This window comes from Pseudomonas sp. rhizo66 (genome assembly GCF_031931925.1).
Taxonomy (GTDB): Bacteria; Pseudomonadota; Gammaproteobacteria; order Pseudomonadales; family Pseudomonadaceae; genus Aquipseudomonas.
This window is the reverse complement of record NZ_JAUJWZ010000014.1, coordinates 31641-52313: the sequence shown is the minus strand read 5'-3', so window position 1 is coordinate 52313 and position 20673 is coordinate 31641. Positions and strand designations below refer to the sequence as shown.

Sequence of the window (20673 nt, the reverse complement as noted above, 5' to 3'; positions counted from 1 at the left end):
CCTTACTCAATGATGTCAGCACCGCCACTCGCAGTGACGATGGTTTAAATGGCAAAACGCCGCGACGGCAGGAGCCGGTCGCGGCGCGGGTATTTCAGCGATTGAAACGGGTTTTACTGGATCTGCCCGTGGCAATGCTTGAATTTCTTGCCCGAACCGCAGTAGCACAGTTCGTTGCGGCCCAGCTTCTGCTCATTGCGAACCGGGGCGGTGGCGAGGGCTACATCGACCTCTTCACCAAGTATTTCCGGTTGCTCCAGACCAGGGGCCTCGGCGTGTTCGAACTGCATGCGGGCGGCCAGTGCTTCGGCTTCCTGACGCAGACGTTGCTCCTCGGCTTCCGGATCTTCGCGGCGTACCTGAACGTGCGACAGCACACGGATCGAGTCGCGTTTGATCGAATCGAGCAGCTCGGAGAACAGCGTGAACGACTCGCGCTTGTATTCCTGCTTCGGGTTTTTCTGGGCGTAGCCACGCAGGTGGATACCGTGACGCAGGTGATCCATGGTCGACAGGTGGTCTTTCCACAGGTCGTCCAGTACGCGCAGCACGATTTGCTTCTCGAACGAGCGCAGTGCTTCGGCACCGGCCTGGTCTTCTTTCTCGTTGTACGCCGCCATCAGCTCGGTCATGAGCTTCTCGCGCAGGGTTTCTTCGTACAGGTGATCGTCTTCGTCGAGCCATTGCTGGATCGGCAGTGTCACGCCGAAATCGCTGGCAATCGACGCTTCCAGACCGGCCACGTCCCACTGCTCTGGCAGCGATTGCGGTGGAATGTGAGCGCTGACGGTGGCGTTGAGCACGTCCTGACGGAAATCGGCGATGGTTTCACCAATGTTGTCGGCGGCCAGCAACGTGTTACGCATGTGATAAATCACTTTACGCTGTTCGTTGTTGACGTCGTCGAACTCAAGCAGTTGCTTGCGGATGTCGAAGTTACGGCCTTCAACCTTGCGCTGCGCCTTCTCGATCGCGTTGGTCACCATGCGGTGCTCGATCGCTTCGCCCGGCTGCATGCCCAAGGCTTTCATGAAGTTCTTCACCCGGTCAGAGGCGAAAATGCGCATCAGGCTGTCTTCCAGCGACAGGTAGAAGCGGCTGGAACCGGCGTCACCCTGACGGCCGGCACGGCCACGCAGCTGGTTGTCGATACGACGGGATTCGTGGCGCTCGGAAGCAATCACCTGCAGACCGCCGGACTCCAGCACTTGCTGGTGACGCTTCTGCCAGTCGGCCTTGATCTGGGCAATCTGCTCAGGGGTCGGGTTTTCCAGGGACGCGACTTCAACTTCCCAGTTACCGCCCAACAGGATGTCGGTACCACGACCGGCCATGTTGGTGGCGATGGTCAGGGCGCCCGGACGACCGGCCTGCGCGATGATCTCGGCTTCTTTTTCGTGGAACTTGGCGTTCAGAACCTTGTGTTCGATGCCTTCCTTCACGAGCAATGCGGACATGTGCTCGGAGGTTTCGATGGTGGCAGTACCCACCAGCACCGGACGCCCGGCAGCCATGCTTTCCTTGATGTCCGCAACAATGGCCGCGTACTTCTCTTCGGCGGTCAGGAACACCAGGTCGTTGAAGTCTTTACGCGCCAACGGTTTGTTCGGCGGAATAACCATGACTTCCAGACCATAGATCTGGTGGAACTCGAACGCTTCGGTGTCAGCGGTACCGGTCATGCCGGACAGCTTGGTGTACAGACGGAAGTAGTTCTGGAACGTGGTCGAGGCCAGGGTCTGGCTCTCGGCCTGGATGTTCAGGCCTTCCTTGGCTTCGATGGCCTGGTGCAGGCCTTCGGACAAACGACGACCCGGCATGGTACGACCGGTGTGTTCGTCGACCAGTACGACCTGACCGTCCTGCACGATGTATTCGATGTTGCGATTGAACAGCTTGTGCGCACGCAGACCGGCATACACGTGGGTCAGCAGGCCCAGGTTGTGTGCCGAGTACAGGCTCTCGCCTTCAGCCAGCAGGCCGACGCGGGTGAGCATGTCTTCGATGAACTGGTGACCGGCTTCGTTGAGTTCGACCTGACGGGTCTTCTCGTCAACGGTGTAGTGGCCAGCCTTGGTGACTTCGCCTTCGACTTCTTCAACGTGGAGTTCCAGCTGCGGGATCAGTTTATTGATCTCCATGTACAGCTTGGAGCTGTCCTCGGCCTGACCGGAGATGATCAGCGGGGTACGCGCTTCGTCGATAAGGATGGAGTCGACTTCGTCGATCACGGCAAAGTTGAGTTCGCGCTGGAATTTTTCTTCCATGCTGAACGCCATGTTGTCGCGCAGGTAGTCGAAACCGAATTCGTTGTTGGTGCCGTAGGTGATGTCGGCGGCGTACGCCTGACGTTTCTCTTCCGGCGGCTGGAACGGCGTCACGACGCCGACGGTCAGGCCGAGGAATTCATACAGCGGACGCATCCAGTTGGCGTCACGGCGGGCCAGGTAGTCGTTCACCGTCACAACGTGTACGCCCTTGCCGGACAGTGCGTTGAGGTAAACACCCAGGGTCGCAACGAGGGTTTTACCCTCACCGGTGCGCATTTCGGCGATCTTGCCTTCGTGCAAGGTCATGCCACCGACGAGCTGTACGTCGAAGTGGCGCATACCCATGATGCGCTTGCCGGCTTCGCGGGCGACCGCAAAGGCTTCTGGCAACAGCTTGTCGAGGGTTTCCCCTTTGGCGATGCGGGCCTTGAACTCAGCGGTCTTGGCGCGCAATTGATCGTCCGAAAGGGCCACCATTTGCTCTTCGAAGGCATTGACGAGCTGCACCGTCTTGAGCATGCGTTTGACTTCACGCTCGTTCTTGCTTCCAAAAAGTTTCTTTAACAAAGGCGCAAACATATCGGCAGGATCTTCCACACTAAAGGGATGGAGGGCGGCCCCGTGAGCGTCGCCCGTGCAGCCCTCATGGCCGCATGCGAACGAGCATTCTACCCGGAAACGGAAGTGAGGAAAGTGGCGATGTTCCACGATGCTGGCACTGCGCTTTGACGGGGCTCACTTAAAATAGGGGCTTTTTGCTCAACTTCAAGTCATACAAGGCAGAAGTTAGTCGTTGATTTAATGGGTAAAGCGGGGGCAAAAGCAATGGGCGAGTGACTTCGGCCTTTCTGCTACCATGGCGTTTCTGTTACTTCAGGTGTTCGATCATGGCATTCCGCCCTCTTACGGCCAGAGCACCCGCCGTTCTCCTGCGCGAAGCCAAGCCGCTCAAAGCCATCCTCGGCCATGCCCAGCGACTGGGGCATTTGCAGCGCCTGCTCGAAAGCCAACTGCAACCCGCCGCCCGTGAACATTGCCATGTAGCGTCGTGGCGTGAAGGCAGTCTGTTGCTGATTGTCACCGATGGGCACTGGGCCACACGCCTGCGTTACCAGCAAAAACGCTTGCAGCGGCAGTTGCAGATGTTCGACGAGTTCGCCAGTTTGACGCGGATTCTGTTCAAGGTGCAGCCGCCGACCGTTCAACGCGGGGCGACCGGGCATACGATGGATTTGTCGACGGATGCGGCAGCGACGATTCAGGCCACGGCAGACGGAATCACTGATCCGGGTCTGCGCGCGGCGCTGGAGCGTTTGGCGGCGCACGCCAAGGCCAAAACCTGAGCGCTATCCGAACGTGAATAATTATTTAATGTGGGAGCGAGCCTGCTCGCGAAGAGGTTGTGTCAGATAACATTAAAGTTGAATGACACACCGCTTTCGCGAGCAGGCTCGCTCCCACATTCTGATCTCCAATACTTCAGGTTTAGCGGCGTTTACTGCCACCGAGTAATGATCCCATCAAGCCGCGTACCAGCTGTTTGCCCAGATTGTTGGCGGCCTGGCGCATGGCGGATTTCAGCGCCTGCCCTGCCGCCGTACCTAGAAACTCCCCAGCCCTGTCAGCCAGGCTCGGCTCTTCGGGCTCGGGTTTACCCGCCGGCACTTCAGCTTCTGGTGCCAATCCTTTGCGCCCCATTAGAATTTCATAAGCCGATTCACGATCAATCGGCTTGTCATAGCGCCCTTTGAACGGCGATCCGGCAATCAACACTGTGCGTTCGGTTTCGGTCAACGGCCCGATCCGCGATTGCGGCGGTGCGACCAGTACGCGCTGAACCATCTCCGGCGTACCTTTCTCGGTCAGTGTGCCGACCAACGCCTCGCCAATCCCCAACTCAGTCAACACCGACAAGCTGTCGAATGCCGGATTTGGTCGGAAACCGTCGGCTACCGCACGCAAGGATTTCTGTTCTTTGGCGGTAAACGCGCGCAAACCGTGCTGAATGCGCAGGCCAAGTTGCGCCAGCACGTCATCGGGCAAGTCCGCCGGCGATTGCGTAACGAAGTACACGCCAACGCCTTTGGAACGGATCAGGCGCACCACTTGCTCGAGCCGTTCCTGCAAAGCCTTGGGCGTATCGCCGAACAACAAATGCGCTTCATCAAAAAACAGCGCCAGCAGCGGTTTGTCCGCATCACCGCGCTCCGGCAACTGTTCGAACAGCTCAGCCAGCAGCCACAACAGGAACGTTGCGTAGACCTTCGGCGCCTCGTGCACCAGACGGCTGGCGTCGAGCAAGTGAATGCGGCCACGGCCATCGGCGGTCGGTTGCAGAATGTCTTCAAGTTGCAGTGCCGGTTCGCCGAACAAGGCTTCGGCGCCCTGCTGTTCGAGGATCGCCAGACGGCGCAACAGCGCCTGACTGGAGCCGGTGGTCATCAGCGCCGCGTCTTCACCCAAGAGTTGCGGATTGTCCTTGAGGTGATTGAGCAGCGCTTTCAGATCCTTCAGATCAAGCAGCAACAAACCTTCACGATCGGCGACCTTGAAGGCTGCGTAGAGCGCCGATTGCTGGCTGTCGGTCAGCTCCAGCAGGCTGCCGATCAGCAGCGGGCCCATTTCACTCAACGTAGTGCGCAATGGATGACCGGACGCACCGTGAATATCCCACAAGGTCACCGGATACGCCTGCGGCTTGTGGTTTAGCCAAGGCATCCCGGCGATACGCTCGGCAACCTTGCCCTGCGGGCTGCCGGCAGCACCGAGGCCACACAGATCACCCTTGATGTCAGCGGCAAATACCGCCACGCCAGCATCGCTGAACGCCTCGGCCAAACGCTGCAAGGTCACGGTTTTGCCGGTACCGGTGGCGCCAGCGACCAGTCCGTGGCGATTCGCCAGGCGCATGGCCTGAGCGATCTGTTGGCCTGCGAGATCAGCGCCGATTACGAGTTGCGAGGAGTCAGGCATTTTGTCACCCAATGGTTAATCTTTGATTGCGCATGGCCGATAAAGAAGAGTGAGAGACCCGACCACAAGTCAGGCCGGACATTTCCCTAAGGAGAGACGGAAATATCAGCTTGTTTTCACCCTTGCCCATTTTGCGCGCATCTATAAAAGCACGCCCTGGACATTAAGACCTTAGCGGAACCCCAAGCCATGAACAAAAATCTGCGCTTCAGCCATAAAATTTTGCTTGCCGCCGCCCTCATCGTCATCGCCGCCTTCGCCTCGTTTACGCTGTACAACGACTGGTTGCAGCGCAACGCGATCCGCGATGACCTGAACAACTATCTCAACGAGATGGGCGAGGTCACCGCCGGCAATATCCAGACCTGGCTCACCGGTCGCATTCTGCTGATCGAGAACGCCGCCCAGAACATCGCTATCAACCCGGAACCGGCCAACGTCGCCAGCCTGCTGGAACAGAAAGCCCTGACCTCGACGTTCATGGCTTCCTACCTCGGCGATGCCACCGGGCACTTCACCATCCGCCCGGATGCGAAGATGCCGGACGGTTTCGATCCACGGGTGCGCCCTTGGTATAAAGGTGCAGAGAGCAGCAGCACCTCGACCCTGACCGAACCGTACATCGACGCTGCCACTGGCCAGTTGATCATTTCCATCGCCACCGCCTCGAAAAAGGCCGGCCAGAGCGTCGGCGTGGTCGGCGGTGACCTGAGCCTGCAATCGCTGGTCGACACCCTCGCCGCCCGTGACTTCGACGGCATGGGTTATGTGTTCCTGGTCAGCGCCGACGGCAAGATCCTCGTGCACCCGGACAAGGCATTGGTGATGAAATCACTCAAAGAAGCCTATCCGCAGGACACCCCGCGCATCAGCAGCGACTTCAGTGAAGTCACCGTCGATGGCAAGACCCGCATCGTCACCTTCGCGCCGATCAAAGGCCTGCCGTCGGTGAACTGGTACATCGGCCTGTCGGTGGACAAGGATCAGGCTTTTTCTATGCTCAGCCAGTTCCGCACCTCGGCAGTGATTGCCACGGTGATTGCGGTGGCGATCATCATTGCCCTGCTCGGCATGCTGATCCGCCTGCTGATCCAGCCGTTGCACGTGATGACCCGCGCCATGGAAGACATCGCTGACGGTGAAGGCGACCTGACCAAACGCCTGACTATCGTCAATAACGATGAATTCGGCGTACTCGGTACGGCATTCAACCGTTTCGTCGAGCGAATTCACGGTTCGATCCGCGAAGTGTCGTCGGCCACCGGCCAGGTCAACGAAGTCGCCCTGCGCGTGGTCGCTGCGTCGAACTCGTCGATGTACAACTCCGACCAGCAAGCTTCGCGCACCAGCAGTGTCGCTGCGGCGATCAACCAGCTCGGCGCCGCGGCGCAGGAAATCGCCCGCAACGCCGCCCAGGCTTCGAATCAGGCCAGCGACGCGCGCGGTCTGGCTGAAGACGGTCAGCAAGTGGTGGATCGCAGCATCAAGGCGATGAATCAACTGTCGAGCATGCTCAGTGCGTCGAGCAGCAACATCGAGTCGCTGAACAGCAAAACCGTGAATATCGGCCAGATTCTCGAAGTAATCACCAGCATTTCCCAGCAAACCAACCTGCTGGCGCTCAACGCAGCCATTGAAGCGGCGCGTGCCGGTGAAGCCGGCCGTGGTTTTGCCGTGGTGGCGGATGAAGTGCGCAATCTGGCACACCGCACACAGGAATCGGCGCAACAGGTGCAGACCATGATCGAGGAGCTGCAAGTCGGCGCCCGTGAGTCCGTAAGCACAATGAGCGACAGCCAGCGCCACAGTCAGGACAGCGTCGAAATCGCCAACCTTGCCGGGGAGCGCTTGAACAGCGTGACGCAGCGCATTGGCGAGATCGACGGGATGAACCAGTCGGTAGCCACCGCGACCGAAGAGCAGACGGCGGTGGTGGAGTCGATCAACGTCGATATCACCGAGATCAACACGCTGAACCAGGAAGGCGTGGAGAACTTGCAGGCGACGTTGCGGGCGTGTTCGGACCTGGAGCAGCAGGCTTCGAGGTTGAAACAACTGGTTGGCAGCTTCCGCATTTAAGATCAAAAGCCTCCCCCTCACCCTCACCCTAACCCTCTCCCTCTGGGAGAGGGTTAGGGTGGGCTCTTCCGCTCTGAAGCTCTTCAGCTCTACCGCGCAATCCCGACCGAACATCTATTCTTGATAAAGGTCAACCTAGGGAGAACCACGCAGCGGAGGGATGATCACCGTGCATATCGCCGACATCACCATGTTCTACGCCCCGGCCAGCGGCGGCGTACGCACTTATCTGGATGCCAAACACCGCCGACTGGGCGTCAAGCCCGGTATTCGTCACAGCCTGCTGATTCCAGGCGCGCACTTTGGCGAGCACGACGGGATATACACGGTTCCCGCCCCCGCCCTGCCGTTCGGCAAAGGCTATCGCTTTCCCGTGCGCCTCGCGCCTTGGCGAAATGTCCTGCAGGGTTTGCAGCCCGATCTGATCGAAGTCGGCGACCCTTATCTGACCGCCTGGGCCGCCCTGGATGCGCGGCGGCAGCTGGATGTGCCAGTGATCGGCTTCTATCACTCTGATCTGCCCTTGCTGGTTGGCAATCGCATGGGCCACTGGGTCACACCGAATATCGAGGCCTACGTCACGCGGCTTTACGGCAACTTCGACCGCGTTTTGGCGCCCAGTCAGGTGATGGCTGACAAGCTCAGCGGACTCGGCGTGCGCAATGTCTTCGTGCAGCCACTGGGCGTGGACCTGCAAACCTTTCATCCAGACGCGGGTGATCTCGACCTGCGCGCAGAACTGGGCATCGCTGCGGACACGCGTCTGTTGATTTTCGCCGGGCGCGGTTCGAAAGAGAAAAACCTGCCGGTGCTGCTCAACTGCATGAAACGCCTTGGCCCGCGTTATCACTTGCTGTTGGTCGGCTCGTCTATGCCCGCCGCAGTGCCGGATAACGTCAGCGTGATCGATGAATTCTGCCCGCCCTGGCGAGTGGCGCAATTGATGGCCAGTGCAGACGCCTTGGTCCATGCCGGCGATCAGGAAACCTTTGGCCTGGTGATTCTTGAGGCCATGGCCTGCGGCATCCCGGTGGTCGCCGTGGCCGCTGGCGCGTTTACAGAAATCGTCAGCGAGTCTTGCGGCCTGCTCTGTGCGCCAAACAATCCGCAGGCGATGGCCAATGCCGTGCGCGAATTGTTCAGCCGTGGTTGTGTGAACCTCGGCCAACAGGCGCGCCAACATGTTGAGCAGCATTACGCTTGGGACACGGTGGTCGACAGTCTGCTCGGTCACTACCACGCCGTCCTCGGCCATACACTGCCGCGGGTGGCCAATGGCTGAAACCATGAATCAACCCGCCGTGTTGCTGGTGCTGCACGATGTGGCACCAGCGACATGGGCGGATTATCAACCGTTTGTCGCAGCGGTCGACGCATTGGGACAGGTGCCGATGACGTGGCTGGTGGTGCCGGATTTCCATCGCCGTAACGCCCTCGATGCTTATCCGGCGTTTCGCCGACTGCTCGACGAGCGCGTTACTCGGGGCGATGAACTGGCCCTGCACGGTTACTACCATGACGACCAGGAACCCGGCCCGACGACCCCGCGCGACTGGTTCATGCGCCGGGTCTACACCCATGAAGGCGAGTTCTATCGTTTGTCCCGCGAGTCCGCCTTGGCCCGTCTGCGCGCGGGCATCGACGTGTTTGAACGCCACGACTGGCCCCTGCACGGTTTCGTCGCCCCGGCCTGGCTGATGAGCAACGGCACCCGCCTGGCCCTGCGCGAGTTACCGTTGAGCTACACCAGCGATCCGCAGCATCTCTACCGCTTGCCGGACTTTACCGCCATCGATGCCCCGGGACTGGTCTGGAGTGCGCGCAGTGCCTGGCGCCGAGGCCTGTCAAAGTTTGTCTGCGAGCAGCGTGAACAGCGTTGGCGCCAGGCGCCGGTGATTCGTCTAGGCTTGCACCCGGTGGACATGCGCCACCGTTTCTCCCGTGATTACTGGTTGCAAACCCTAAAACGAATGCTGGCGGAAGGACGCGTACCGATGACTAAAATCGACTGGCTGGCGCAACAGCGCAGCCAATTGGAGCGCGCCGCATGAGTCGCGGTTTTCTGCTGTTGATTGGCCTGCTCGCAGCCGTGTTGATCCCGGTGATGCTCGGCGGCGGCGACACCTGGGCACGCCTGCAAAGCTTTCCGTTGCAATGGCTGTTGGTGATGTTCGGCATGATCCTGTTGTGCTGGGGCATCAATACCTTGCGTTTACGCCTGTTGCTCGGTGATCAACGCGAGCGCGTCACGCCGCTGAAAAGTCTTGGCGTGGTCATGGCCGCCGAGTTCGCCTATTGCGCGACGCCCGGCGGCAGCGGCGGACCGCTGACGATCATGGCCCTGCTGGCGCGATCGGGCGTGCGCCCGGCGCGGGGCAGCGCCGTATTCGCCATGGATCAGTTGAGTGACCTGCTGTTCTTTCTCTGCGCCCTGAGCGGGATTCTGATTTATGCGCTGTTTCAGCACCTCAGCGATCGGCTGGAGTGGCTGCTGACGGTCAGCGCGGTGTCGTTATTTGGTGGCCTGCTCAGTTGCGTATTGCTCGCCCGTTATCACCGCGCGCTGATTCGTCTGAGCGGACGCTTATTGGCGAGAATCAACGTCAAGGCCAGCACCCGGCGCCGCTGGGCGCGCAAGTTGCTGCACTTTCTCGCCGCGTTCACCGATACCCTGAAGCTGCCCTGGCAGACGCTGGTCAAAGTCTTCGCCCTGACCTGCGTGCATTGGCTGCTGCGTTACAGCGTGTTGTATCTGGCATTGCGCGGCCTGGGCGCGGACTTGCAGTGGGCGTGGAGTTTTCTGGTGCAGATGCTCTCGCTCGGCGCCGGGCAATTCAGCCTGCTGCCGGGCGGTGCGGGGGCGGCGGAGCTGACGTCGGCAGCGTTGCTGGCGCCGATGGTGGGGAAATCCACCGCAGCAGCGGCGATTCTGATTTGGCGGGTAGTGACGTATTACTTCTATCTATTGGTCGGTGGCCCGGTGTTTCTGTTGATGCTGGGCCGGCCGCTGTTGAAGAAGCTGATGAATGTCAGACAGGCTTCTTGACGTCATCCTGTTGTTCTTCCTGGAGTTGTTCCCACAACTCGGCGGCTCCGGGAAACTCGGTGCCATCCTCCGGGCTCATGTCCTCGGGATCATATCGACTCAAACAGCCCTCGCCCAAAGTTGCCGGCGCTTGGGAAGTGGCTTTGTCCAGTGGATCACTCATGAGGGTTTCCTCGGGGCTTGAATGACAAAGGGTCTGAGCGATTGAACGCCCAGACCCTTGGTTTTTCAAGCCTGTGGGGATGAGATCAGAACACCACGGTCTTGTTGCCGTGCACCAGCACGCGGTCTTCAAGGTGGTAGCGCAGGCCACGAGCCAGGACCATCTTCTCGACGTCACGGCCGAAACGCACCATGTCTTCGATGCTGTCACTGTGGCTGACACGCACCACGTCCTGCTCGATGATCGGACCGGCGTCCAGCTCTTCGGTCACGTAGTGACAGGTCGCGCCGATCAGCTTCACGCCACGCAGCGACGCTTGGTGATACGGCTTGGCGCCAACGAACGATGGCAGGAAACTGTGGTGAATGTTGATGACCTTGTGTGCGTATTCACGGCACATGTCCGGCGGCAGGATTTGCATGTAACGCGCCAGTACCACCACTTCGGCATCGTGCTGTTTGACCAGACGCGACACTTCGTCAAATGCCGGTTGCTTGTCCTGCGGATTGACCGGGACGTGGTAATAAGGAATGCCGTGCCACTCAACCATGCTGCGCAGGTCGTCGTGGTTGGAAATCACGCAGGAGATTTCGCAGTCCAGTTCATCGCTGTGCCAGCGGTGCAGCAAGTCCGCGAGGCAGTGCGATTCGCGGCTGGCCATCAGTACAACGCGCTTTTTCTGCTCGGTGTCGGTGATGCGCCAGTCCATCGAGAACTCTTCGGCGATCGGCGCAAACTTCTCGCGCAGCACTTCAATACCGAATGGCAGCGAGTCGGCACGAATTTCGTGACGCATGAAGAACCAGCCCACCTGGTTGTCCGAGTGATGACTCGCTTCGGTGATCCAGCCGTTGTGGGCTGCCAGAAAATTACTGACTTTGGCAACAATGCCAACGCGGTCCGGGCAAGATATCACCAGCCGAAAAGTGCGCATGAGGGGGGAACTCCAGAACTTCGCAAAGGCCGCCATTCTAGCGGCTGCGCAGGAAAACTGCAGTATTGATCAGCACTGACCCGACCTGGGCCCGGCGCTAAAGCGTATCAATGCAGTCGTGGTCAACCTGATGCGGATCCAGTGGCATCGTTTGATCAGACAACTGTGAATATCTGTGATGACTGGATCACACTATTTAACCGAATATTCAATAGCGGGCTATTTCTCGTAACTAATTTAAATAAAAACCCCGGTTAAATGTTTACTTGATGAAACAGCCTGACTATTATTGCGACACTGTCCCCTGCCATCCCGTACTCTACTAAGGTAGTAATCATGTCCTTGATCAACGAATATCGCGCCACCGAAGAAGCCATCAAAGAGCTGCAAGCCCGTTTGAAGAACCTGTCCCAAGACGACAAACTGCAAGCCGAGCTGGAATTCGAAGGCAAACTGCGCACCCTGATGGGCGAATACTCCAAATCCCTGCGTGACATCATCGCGCTGCTGGATCCGGAAGCAAAAACCAAGGCAGTACGCGGCGGCGCAGTAAAAACTACCGGCACCAAGCGTGCTCGCAAAGTTAAACAATACAAAAACCCGCACAACGGCGAAGTCATCGAAACCAAAGGTGGCAACCACAAAACTCTGAAAGAGTGGAAAGCCAAGTGGGGCGGTGACGTGGTTGAAGGCTGGGCTACCCTGCTGGGCTAAGCCGCGACGCCTTCGCAGAGCGATCCGCGAAAAACAAACGCCAGCGAATGCTGGCGTTTTTTTATGCCCGGGATTTAACCCCGGTCATGTTCGATTTCAAAGATTCAAACGTTTGCGCAATGCCTGGACATAATTCTGCCATTCATTGAGCACCTCACTCTGCATCGGCGTGGCATTAACCGACCATTGCTCGACCGCCTCGGTAAAAGATTTCAAGGTATTCGGTGCGCCGCACTCCGGCGTGGACAAACGCTGCTGACAAAATATTCTCCAGCGTGCTTGCTCTTCGAAATTCAACGTCTCCGGAAAGTTGCGTGCGCGATAACGAAAGAGTAATTCAGGCAAACGTTCGTCATCGAAAGGCCATTGCTCTTGCGCTAGTTGTGCCGGGTCAGCGCTTCTCACTTGCTCACATAGACGTCGGTCGCGGTCGCCGATAAATCCGTCGTACAACTGTTGTTCCGGATCCTCGCTCGGAATGAAATCTTCGCTGACATAAATCTCAGCAACTTTATCTTTCCAAACTTGTTGTGCGTCAGTTAGCCGCAGTGCTCGCTGTTGATACAGCGCCATGTCCAGCCCCAGACGTTGCTGATCCTGCGCGCGCAAAACCGCAAGCGGTGCCACCACTGGACAACGGTTGATGTGAATCAGCTTGAGCGGCACCGGTAACTCGCCTTCCAGCAAATCATCGCGACGGGTGTACAAACGCTGGCGCAGGGTTTGCGCATCCAGATCGAGCAAGCCCTGCGGGTCGAGGTGCAGGTCACAGACGATCAGGGCATTACGGTTTTTCGGGTGCCAGGCCAAAGGCAGGACCACACCGACATAACTGCGCGCCGCCGAGAAACGCCCGGAGACATGCACCAAGGGTTGCAACAGACGAATCTGATCCATGACCTTTTGCTTGCTGCGCAACTGGAACAACCAGTCATACAGTTTCGGCTGTTTCTCGCGGATCAGCCGCGCCAGAGCGATGGTTGCGCGCACGTCAGACAACGCTTCGTGAGCGTGGCCGTGATCGATGTGGTTGGCGGCGGTCAGACGCTCAAGCTTGAGCGTCACCCGACCTTCGTCATCGGTCGGCCAGACCAGACCATCAGGACGCAGCGCATAAGCGGCTCGCACCACATCGATCAGATCCCAGCGACTGTTGCCGCCCTGCCACTCCCGGGCGTACGGGTCGAAGAAATTTCGATACAGGCTGTAACGGGTCATCTCGTCGTCGAAACGCAGGGTGTTGTAACCCGCGCCACAGGTGCCGGGGGCCGCCAGTTGGGCATGCACACGGGTCATGAAATCAGCCTCGCTCAAGCCTTTTTCGGCGAGCTGGCCCGGGGTAATGCCGGTAATCGCGCACGCCGCCGGGTGCGGCAGGATGTCTTCGCTGGGCTGGCAATAGAGGTTGACCGGCTCGTCGATTTCGTTGAGTGCATGGTCGGTGCGAATCCCGGCCACTTGCAGCGGGCGGTCGTTACGCGGATTGATGCCAGTGGTTTCGTAGTCGTACCAGAAGATTGAAGTCACGGGCGGTTCCTGAACTGAAGATCGGCAAAGTCTAGGCGCTCGACCTCGCTCGCGGCCAGCCTCGCGTCATTCAAACACTTCGCGCTTCACGATGTGCAATACATAGTTATGTCGTTTTCCCCCGAGAGGCTGCTAGCATCGACCTCACTTGCACCCCGAACAGGCGAACATCAGGTAGCCCATGCTCGAACCCACAGCACCGCCAAGGAAAGCACCGCTGGCCCCGCCGCTGGATACGCGGCATCAGGTCGAAACGCCGGAAGGCATCGATCTGCCGTTGCGTCCCGCCGGGTTGATGGTGCGTGCCGTGGCCTTCGCGATCGACCTGGCCATACGCGGCGTGATCATCGGCGTGCTGTTCATCGCCCTGGCCTTTCTCGGCAAGCTCGGCATGGGCCTCGGTTCGCTGCTGCTGTTTGCAATCAGCTGGTGGTACATGGTGCTGTTCGAAGTGCTGCGTCAGGGTCGCTCACCGGGTAAACAATGGATGAGGTTGCGCGTGGTGCACGACGACGGCACACCGATTGGCTGGTCGGCCTCGCTGCTGCGCAATCTGCTGCGTTTTGTCGATCTGCTGCCCTTCGGCTACTTCCTCGGCACCCTCAGTTGCCTGCAACACCCGACCTTCAAACGCCTCGGCGACATCGCTGCCGGCACATTGGTGGTCTACAGCGAACGCCCGCTGACGCGTCCGCAATTACCTGATGCCGAACCTCGCCGTTCACCCGTACTCCTGACACTCGCCGAACAGCGCGCCGTGCTGGGCTTTGCCGAGCGCCAGGGAGAATTATCGCCAGCACGGGTCAATGAACTGGCGGCCCTGCTCGCCCAACCACTGCACATTTCCGCGCCCAAGGCTGTGGCGGAACTCAATGGCATCGCTCGCGGCTTGTTGGGTCCGACATGAAGCAGAGCCTTTTCGAAACGCGGCACAAGGCTGAGTGGGAGCGTTTTGCGCTGGCCCTCGAACGCCTTGAGCATGGCAAGGAGACCTCGCAAGTCGCCGGTTTCCCCAAGGCCTATCGGCGGCTTTGCCAGCATCTGGCGTTGGCACAGGAGCGTGGCTATAGCAGTTTCCTTATTGATTCGTTGCAACAACAAGTACTGCGCGGGCATCAACAGCTTTACCGTCACCGCAGTCGACTCGGCGCCAATGTGCTGAGTTTCATCCTCGCCGACTTCCCCCGCCTGGTCCGTGCCGAATGGCCCTTTGTACTGGTCGCCAGCCTGCTGTTCTTCGGCAGCCTGATCGGCGTCGGCGTATTGGTGTATGTGTTTCCCGAACTGGTCTACAACCTGATCCCTGCCGAGCAGGTGCGCGAGATGCAAGGCATGTACGACCCGATTGCCGGCCACCTCGGGCGCCCCGCCGAACGCGCGGCCAGCGAAGACTGGGTGATGTTCGGTTACTACGTGATGCACAACATCGGCATCGCCTTTCAGACTTTCGCCAGTGGCTTGTTGCTGGGCGTCGGCAGTGCGTTCTTTTTGTTCTACAACGGCATGGTCATCGGTGCGGTGGCCGGGCATCTGAGCGAGATCGGTTTCGGCCAGACCTTCTGGTCATTCGTCATTGCCCACGGTGCCTTTGAACTGACCGCCATCGCCCTTGCCGGGGCCGCCGGACTGAAACTCGGCTGGGCCTTGATCGCGCCCGGGCGGCTGACCCGCAGCGAAGCGCTGAAACGGGCCGCACGTAAAAGCGTATTGCTGGTCTGCGGGGTGATGTTGTTCCTGTTGATTGCCGCGTTTATCGAAGCCTATTGGTCGTCGAAAACCAGCGTCACGCCACTGACCAAATATCTGGTCGGCGCCGGACTCTGGGCATTGGTCGCGGTCTATCTGTTGTTCGCCGGAAGGACCCGCCATGCGCCTGAGTGACGCCACCGTGGTGATCCGTCCGCGCACGACCTGGGAAGCCATGGACCTGGGCGTGCTGATGAGCCAGCAACATCGGCGTCTGCTGATGACCAGTTGGGCGATCGTCACCCTGCCGCTGTTCGCCTTGCTCAGTCTGTTGCTGTGGGATTCGCCGTCACTGGCGGTGTTCATTTTCTGGTGGCTGAAACCGGCGTATGAACGCCTGCCGCTGTACATCCTGTCGAAAGCACTGTTTGGCGAAACGCCGACACTCAAGCAAGCCCTGCGCGAATGGCCGCGTCTGCTCAAACCGCAACTGCTGGCCAGCCTGACCTGGCGCCGCCTGAGTTTCAGCCGCAGCTTTCTGCTGCCAGTGGTGCAACTCGAAGGCCTCGATGGCAGCGCCCGACAACAACGCCTGCACGCGTTGCTGCAACGCAACGCCGGCGCCGCGCAATGGCTGACCATTATCGGCGTGCACCTGGAAACCGCGCTGTGGATCGGCCTGATGGTGCTGTTCTACATGCTGCTGCCACAACAGATCGAAACGGATTGGAGCTGGCAGTCGCTGATACTCGCGGCGGATCAGGACTGGCGCTGGCTCGAACACCTGACCAATGCCTTCTACGCACTGGTGCTGGTGGTGTGGGAACCGATCTATGTCGCCTGTGGCTTCAGCCTTTATCTGAACCGGCGCACACAACTGGAAGCCTGGGATATCGAACTGGTGTTCCGCCGCTTGCGCCAGCGTCTCAACACCAGTGTGCTGGGGTTGCTGCTGGCGGTCTGTCTGGTGCTGCCCACTGTGCCGCCGGCCTGGGCGGCCGAACCGGATGACAGTCCGCAGGCACCGCGTTTGTTGCATCAGCCGCTGACCAGCCAGGCCTCACGGGACAGCATCAAGGCGCTGCTTGAACAGCCGCCCTTCAAGAACAAGGAAGTTGTCACCCGCTATCGCTTTGGCGATGACCCGGCGAAACCTGCCGAAGCGCAAACACCGGGTGAAGCGCCGCAGTGGCTGAAAACCCTGCTGGAGTGGCTCGACGGGCAACACTTCAATGTGCTGGCGAAGATCATTGAAGTGTTGCTGTGGGGGGCGGTCATTGCGGCGCTTGGCTGGCTGATCTGGCGTTATCGCGAGTTTTTCCAAGCCTTCGTCAGCCGTCGCCCGAGATTGCCTGCCAAGCCGAAACGCGCGGTGCCGCAACAAGCCTTCGGTCTGGACTTGAACCGCGACACCTTGCCTGACGACATTGCAGGCAGCGCCGAACACCTCTGGCAAAGCCAACCCCGTGCAGCGCTGGGCCTGCTGTATCGAGGGTTGCTCAGCCATCTGCTCCACGACTTCGATCTGAGCCTGAAACCCGCCGACACCGAACTTCAGGTGCTGGTGCACGTTGAACAATTGCAGCACCCTGAACTGCTCGCCTTCAGCCGCAGCCTGACCACGCATTGGCAGAACATGGCCTACGGGCATCGCGTCCCCGCAGCCCCTCTGAAACAGGAATTGTGCGATGGCTGGCGCGCCTTGTTCGGTTCCGGAGCCGCCCGTTGAATCGCCGGACACAGTGGTGGGTGGCTGCGTTGATCGGCCTGTTGATCGGGACGCTGAGCGTGTTCCTCTACCTCAAAGCCAAGCCTTATCAGGAAGAAGTCGATCACGGCCCTGCGCCTGCCGCGCAAGCCAATCCGTATCTGGCCGCTGAGCTGTTTTTGCGCGAACGCGGCCTCAACGTCAGCCATGCCGAAAGCCTCGCAGTGCTCCCCGATATCGATCCGCGCCGCCACACGTTGCTGTTGTTCAACGACCGTTCGCGCATGACCCCGCGTCAGGTCGATCAGGTGTTGAACTGGGCGCGAGCCGGCGGACGGCTGGTGTTCGTCGCCGAATCGCTGTGGGACGAGCAGACGAAACAGAGTAACGACCTGTTGCTCGATCGGGTGCAACTGCATCAATCCCTGAGCAAGGATCTGAAGGACTTGCCCGACGACGTTGAGCCAGAACGCTTCCCGAAACTGACCAAACTCTATCTGGAAGACGAAGACGCACCGGCCTACGCCGGCTTCGACACCGACTTCCACCTCGACGACCCGAAGAACCTCGCGCAAGCCTGGGCCAATAGCGCCAAGGCCACGCACATGATGCAACTGCCCTACAGCCTCGGCACGATCACCGTGGTCACCGACGCCGAGTTGTGGAAAAACAAGACCATCAGCCAATACGACAACGCCTGGCTGCTCTGGTATTTGAGCGCCGACACCGACGTCACGTTGATCTACAACACCGAGCACGATGGCCTGCTGACCTTGCTCTGGCGCTATTTCCCGCAAGCCATCGTCGCTTTGCTCGCGTTGATCGGCCTGTGGCTCTGGCACATTGGCGTTCGCCACGGCCCAGTGCAATTACCCGCTCCAAGTGGACGTCGGCAATTGCAGGAACACTTGCGCGCCAGCGCCGATTTCCTCTTGCGCCACAACGGCCAGCAGGCACTGCTGCAAGCACTGCAACAGGATGTGCTGCGCCGCGCCCGTCACCGTCACCCCGGCTTTGACCAATTGAACGTTGCCGAACAATGGCTGGCGTTGTCACGTCTGACCCGGCAACCCACCCGCGCCATCAGCCAGGCCCTGAGCCCGGTGTCGGATCGGCGCCTCTCCAGTGCCGATTTCTGCCGCCAGGTCGCCCACCTGCAAACCTTGAGGAACACGCTATGACTGAACAGATCGAGCCCGGCAGCGCCAGCCACGCCGCCCAGCAACGCCAGCGTGCCAGCCAGTTGGCGCAAGCGGTGCGCGGTGAATTGCAGAAAGCCCTGATCGGCCAGAACCAGGTGATCGATGACGTGCTGACGGCACTTATCGCCGGTGGCCATGTGCTGCTCGAAGGCGTGCCGGGGCTGGGCAAGACCCTGCTGGTGCGCGCATTGGCCCGTTGTTTCGGCGGTGAGTTTGCGCGGATTCAATTCACCCCGGACCTGATGCCCAGCGACGTCACCGGCCACGCCGTGTACAACCTGCAAACCGAACAGTTCAAGCTGCGCAAAGGCCCGCTGTTCACCAATCTGCTGCTGGCCGACGAGATCAACCGCGCCCCGGCGAAAACCCAGGCAGCCTTACTCGAGGCGATGCAAGAGCGTCAGGTCACACTCGAAGGTCGTGCCTTGCCCATCGCGCAACCGTTCATGGTCCTGGCCACGCAAAACCCGATCGAACAGGAAGGCACTTATCCCCTGCCGGAGGCCGAGCTCGACCGGTTCATGCTCAAGGTGCGCATGGACTACCCCGACGCCGATCAAGAGCTGAACATGGTGCGTCAGGTCTGCCGTTCGACCCGCGCCGACATGCTCGATGTGCAACCGCTGCGCACGGTGTTGCAAGCCAAGGATGTGCAAGCCCTGCAACGGATTGCCAGTGATTTGCCGCTGGACGATCAGGTTCTCGATTACGCCGTGCGCCTCGCACGCAGCACGCGCACCTGGCCGGGGCTGACTCTTGGTGCCGGGCCACGCGCCTCGATTGCCCTGGTGCGTTGCGCCCGTGCCCGCGCCTTGTTGCGGGGCGGCGAGTTCGTGATTCCCGACGACATCAAGGGCTGCGCGCTGGCCGTGCTGCGCCATCGCGTACGCATCGCCCCGGAGCTGGACATCGAAGGTCTGCAGGTCGATCAAGTCCTCCAGCAACTGCTCGACCAGATTCCGGCGCCGCGTCTGTGAAATTCGCGATGAGCCAAAAAGATCGCAGCCTTCGGCAGCTCCTACAGGGAGTAAAAGCATGAAACCGTCGAAACTGCTGTTGATCTGGCTGGCCTTGCTGCTGGTCATCGGCATTGTGCTGGGCACGTTGCGCGCACTGGAGATCGACACTCCGACGAGCCTGATATCGATCAACTGGGGTTTGCTGCTGGCGCTGCTGGCCCTGGCGGCGCTGGATGCGCTACGCCTGCAACGTCTGCCAACACCGCGCATCACTCGACAGATGCCCGGCAGTCTGGTACTCGGCCGTTGGGGTGAAGTGCGCCTGGAAATCGAACACGACTTCAGCGAGCCGATGCACATTGAACTGTTCGACCACCCGCCAGAAGGCCTGAGTTTCGAAAACCTGCCGCTGTCGATTGAATTGCAACCCGGTCAGCGCAGTGTGCTCGGCTATCGCCTGCGCCCGCTCAAACGGGGTTACTTCAGCTTCGCCCACTGCGAAATCAGCCTGCCCAGCCCCTTGGGATTATGGTCAGGCAAACGCCTGCTCAGCGTCAGCGACCAGACCCGTGTCTATCCCGACTTCGCCCGGCTCTATGGCGGTGAGCTGCTGGCAGTGAATAACTGGCTCAGCCAGCTCGGCGTACGTCAGCGGCAACGTCGCGGTCAGGGCCTTGAATTCCATCAACTGCGCGAGTTTCGAGAAGGCGACAGCCTGCGCCAGATCGACTGGAAAGCCACCGCGCGCCAACGCACACCGATTGCCCGTGAATATCAGGACGAGCGCGACCAGCAAATCATCTTCATGCTCGACTGCGGCCGACGCATGCGCAGCCAGGACGATGAACTGTCGCACTTCGACCACGCGCTCAATGCCTGTCTGCTGCTCAGTTATGTAGCTCTGCGTCAGGGCGATGCGGTGGGTTTGAGTACCTTTGCCTGCGAGCAGCCGCGCCATCTCGCGCCGGTAAAAGGCAGCGGCCAACTGAACGTGCTGCTGAACACGGTTTATGACCTCGACAGCACGCAACGCCCTGCTGATTATCAGGCCGCTGCCAATCAACTGCTGACGCGACAGAAACGGCGGGCACTGGTGGTGCTGGTGACCAACCTGCGCGATGAGGATGACGGTGAACTGCTGAGCGCGGTCAAACGGCTGAGCGCACAACATCGGGTGCTGGTGGCCAGTCTGCGTGAAGAGACGCTGGATACGTTACGCCAGACCCCGGTGCAAACCCTGCCCGAGGCGTTGGCCTACTGCGGCACGGTGAGTTACCTGAATGAGCGGGCAGAACTCCATGAGCGGTTGAGCGCTCATGGCGTTCCGGTGGTGGATGTCCGGCCCGCCGAGTTGGGAGCCGAACTGGTGACGCAGTATCTCAGTTGGAAACGCAGTGCCGCGCTTTGAAGCT

Annotated in this window: 17 protein-coding genes and 1 pseudogene; 13 read left to right on the top strand and 5 right to left on the bottom strand. The window is 59.9% G+C overall.

All coding sequences use genetic code 11. The features are described 5' to 3' along the window. Positions 1–113: 113 nt before the first annotated feature. Complete coding sequence (gene secA / locus QZR14_RS17400; RefSeq protein WP_250607552.1) at positions 114–2849, bottom strand: preprotein translocase subunit SecA; 2736 nt, start codon at positions 2847–2849, stop codon at positions 114–116. A 308-nt stretch (positions 2850–3157) separates the two neighbouring features. Between secA and QZR14_RS17395 the strand changes: the two genes are divergently transcribed. Continuing rightward, entirely contained in the window at positions 3158–3613 is a 456-nt protein-coding gene (locus QZR14_RS17395; RefSeq protein ID WP_221730673.1) for a DUF721 domain-containing protein, read from the top strand. A gap of 142 nt (positions 3614–3755) precedes the next feature. Here the strand turns inward: QZR14_RS17395 and QZR14_RS17390 are convergent, their stop codons facing one another. Then, the gene (locus tag QZR14_RS17390; RefSeq protein WP_250607554.1) at positions 3756–5243 is read right to left on the bottom strand and encodes a helicase HerA-like domain-containing protein; all 1488 of its coding nucleotides are present in this window, start codon (positions 5241–5243) and stop codon (positions 3756–3758) included. 189 nt (positions 5244–5432) lie between these two features. On the opposite strand from QZR14_RS17390, the pseudogene QZR14_RS28105 reads away from it, so the two are divergent. From QZR14_RS28105 to QZR14_RS17370, 5 genes and pseudogenes are all read left to right on the top strand, one after another. Further along, positions 5433–6464, top strand: a pseudogene (locus tag QZR14_RS28105) (HAMP domain-containing protein); the annotation flags it as partial. 93 nt (positions 6465–6557) lie between these two features. Then, positions 6558–7322, top strand: coding sequence for a methyl-accepting chemotaxis protein (locus QZR14_RS28100; RefSeq protein WP_371043227.1), 765 nt, complete (start codon positions 6558–6560; stop codon positions 7320–7322). A 160-nt stretch (positions 7323–7482) separates the two neighbouring features. Beyond that, positions 7483–8604, top strand: a complete 1122-nt coding sequence (locus QZR14_RS17380; RefSeq protein ID WP_311997228.1) for a glycosyltransferase family 4 protein — start codon at positions 7483–7485, stop codon at positions 8602–8604. Further along, complete coding sequence (locus QZR14_RS17375; RefSeq protein ID WP_311997227.1) at positions 8597–9373, top strand: DUF2334 domain-containing protein; 777 nt, start codon at positions 8597–8599, stop codon at positions 9371–9373. Before QZR14_RS17380 ends, QZR14_RS17375 begins: the two co-directional genes overlap by 8 nt. Beyond that, positions 9370–10368, top strand: a complete 999-nt coding sequence (locus tag QZR14_RS17370; protein ID WP_250607561.1) for a lysylphosphatidylglycerol synthase transmembrane domain-containing protein — start codon at positions 9370–9372, stop codon at positions 10366–10368. Before QZR14_RS17375 ends, QZR14_RS17370 begins: the two co-directional genes overlap by 4 nt. Here QZR14_RS17370 and QZR14_RS17365 read toward each other — a convergent pair. Together QZR14_RS17365 and purU are read right to left on the bottom strand one after the other, a co-directional pair. Beyond that, the gene (locus QZR14_RS17365; RefSeq protein WP_250607563.1) at positions 10352–10531 is read right to left on the bottom strand and encodes a hypothetical protein; all 180 of its coding nucleotides are present in this window, start codon (positions 10529–10531) and stop codon (positions 10352–10354) included. The genes QZR14_RS17370 and QZR14_RS17365 overlap by 17 nt on opposite strands. A gap of 85 nt (positions 10532–10616) precedes the next feature. Continuing rightward, positions 10617–11465: a formyltetrahydrofolate deformylase gene (gene purU / locus QZR14_RS17360; protein WP_007912774.1), complete on the bottom strand. Its 849-nt coding sequence runs from the start codon at positions 11463–11465 to the stop codon at positions 10617–10619. Positions 11466–11801: 336 nt separating this feature from the next. Here purU and mvaT point away from each other — a divergent pair, with 336 nt between their 5' ends. Then, complete coding sequence (mvaT, locus tag QZR14_RS17355) at positions 11802–12179, top strand: histone-like nucleoid-structuring protein MvaT (RefSeq protein ID WP_007912775.1); 378 nt, start codon at positions 11802–11804, stop codon at positions 12177–12179. Positions 12180–12275: 96 nt separating this feature from the next. On the opposite strand, the gene sbcB is transcribed toward mvaT, so the two are convergent. After that, complete coding sequence (sbcB, locus tag QZR14_RS17350) at positions 12276–13706, bottom strand: exodeoxyribonuclease I (protein WP_250607565.1); 1431 nt, start codon at positions 13704–13706, stop codon at positions 12276–12278. A gap of 181 nt (positions 13707–13887) precedes the next feature. Here sbcB and QZR14_RS17345 point away from each other — a divergent pair, with 181 nt between their 5' ends. From QZR14_RS17345 to QZR14_RS17320, 6 genes are read left to right on the top strand one after another with little or no spacing between them, the layout of a single operon-like run. Continuing rightward, positions 13888–14613, top strand: coding sequence for an RDD family protein (locus tag QZR14_RS17345; protein ID WP_250607567.1), 726 nt, complete (start codon positions 13888–13890; stop codon positions 14611–14613). Then, complete coding sequence (locus tag QZR14_RS17340) at positions 14610–15587, top strand: stage II sporulation protein M (protein ID WP_311997226.1); 978 nt, start codon at positions 14610–14612, stop codon at positions 15585–15587. The genes QZR14_RS17345 and QZR14_RS17340 overlap by 4 nt, the downstream gene beginning before the upstream one ends. Next, positions 15574–17121 (top strand): DUF4129 domain-containing protein, encoded by a 1548-nt coding sequence (locus QZR14_RS17335; RefSeq protein ID WP_311997225.1) that lies wholly within the window; start codon positions 15574–15576, stop codon positions 17119–17121. The genes QZR14_RS17340 and QZR14_RS17335 overlap by 14 nt, the downstream gene beginning before the upstream one ends. After that, entirely contained in the window at positions 17118–18281 is a 1164-nt protein-coding gene (locus tag QZR14_RS17330) for a DUF4350 domain-containing protein (protein ID WP_311997224.1), read from the top strand. Before QZR14_RS17335 ends, QZR14_RS17330 begins: the two co-directional genes overlap by 4 nt. Then, positions 18278–19279 carry an AAA family ATPase gene (locus QZR14_RS17325; RefSeq protein ID WP_311997223.1) on the top strand — a complete coding sequence of 334 codons (1002 nt, stop codon included), beginning with the start codon at positions 18278–18280 and terminating at the stop codon, positions 19277–19279. Before QZR14_RS17330 ends, QZR14_RS17325 begins: the two co-directional genes overlap by 4 nt. Positions 19280–19337: 58 nt before the next feature. Beyond that, positions 19338–20669 carry a DUF58 domain-containing protein gene (locus tag QZR14_RS17320; protein WP_311997222.1) on the top strand — a complete coding sequence of 444 codons (1332 nt, stop codon included), beginning with the start codon at positions 19338–19340 and terminating at the stop codon, positions 20667–20669. The last annotated feature ends 4 nt before the right edge of the window (positions 20670–20673 follow it).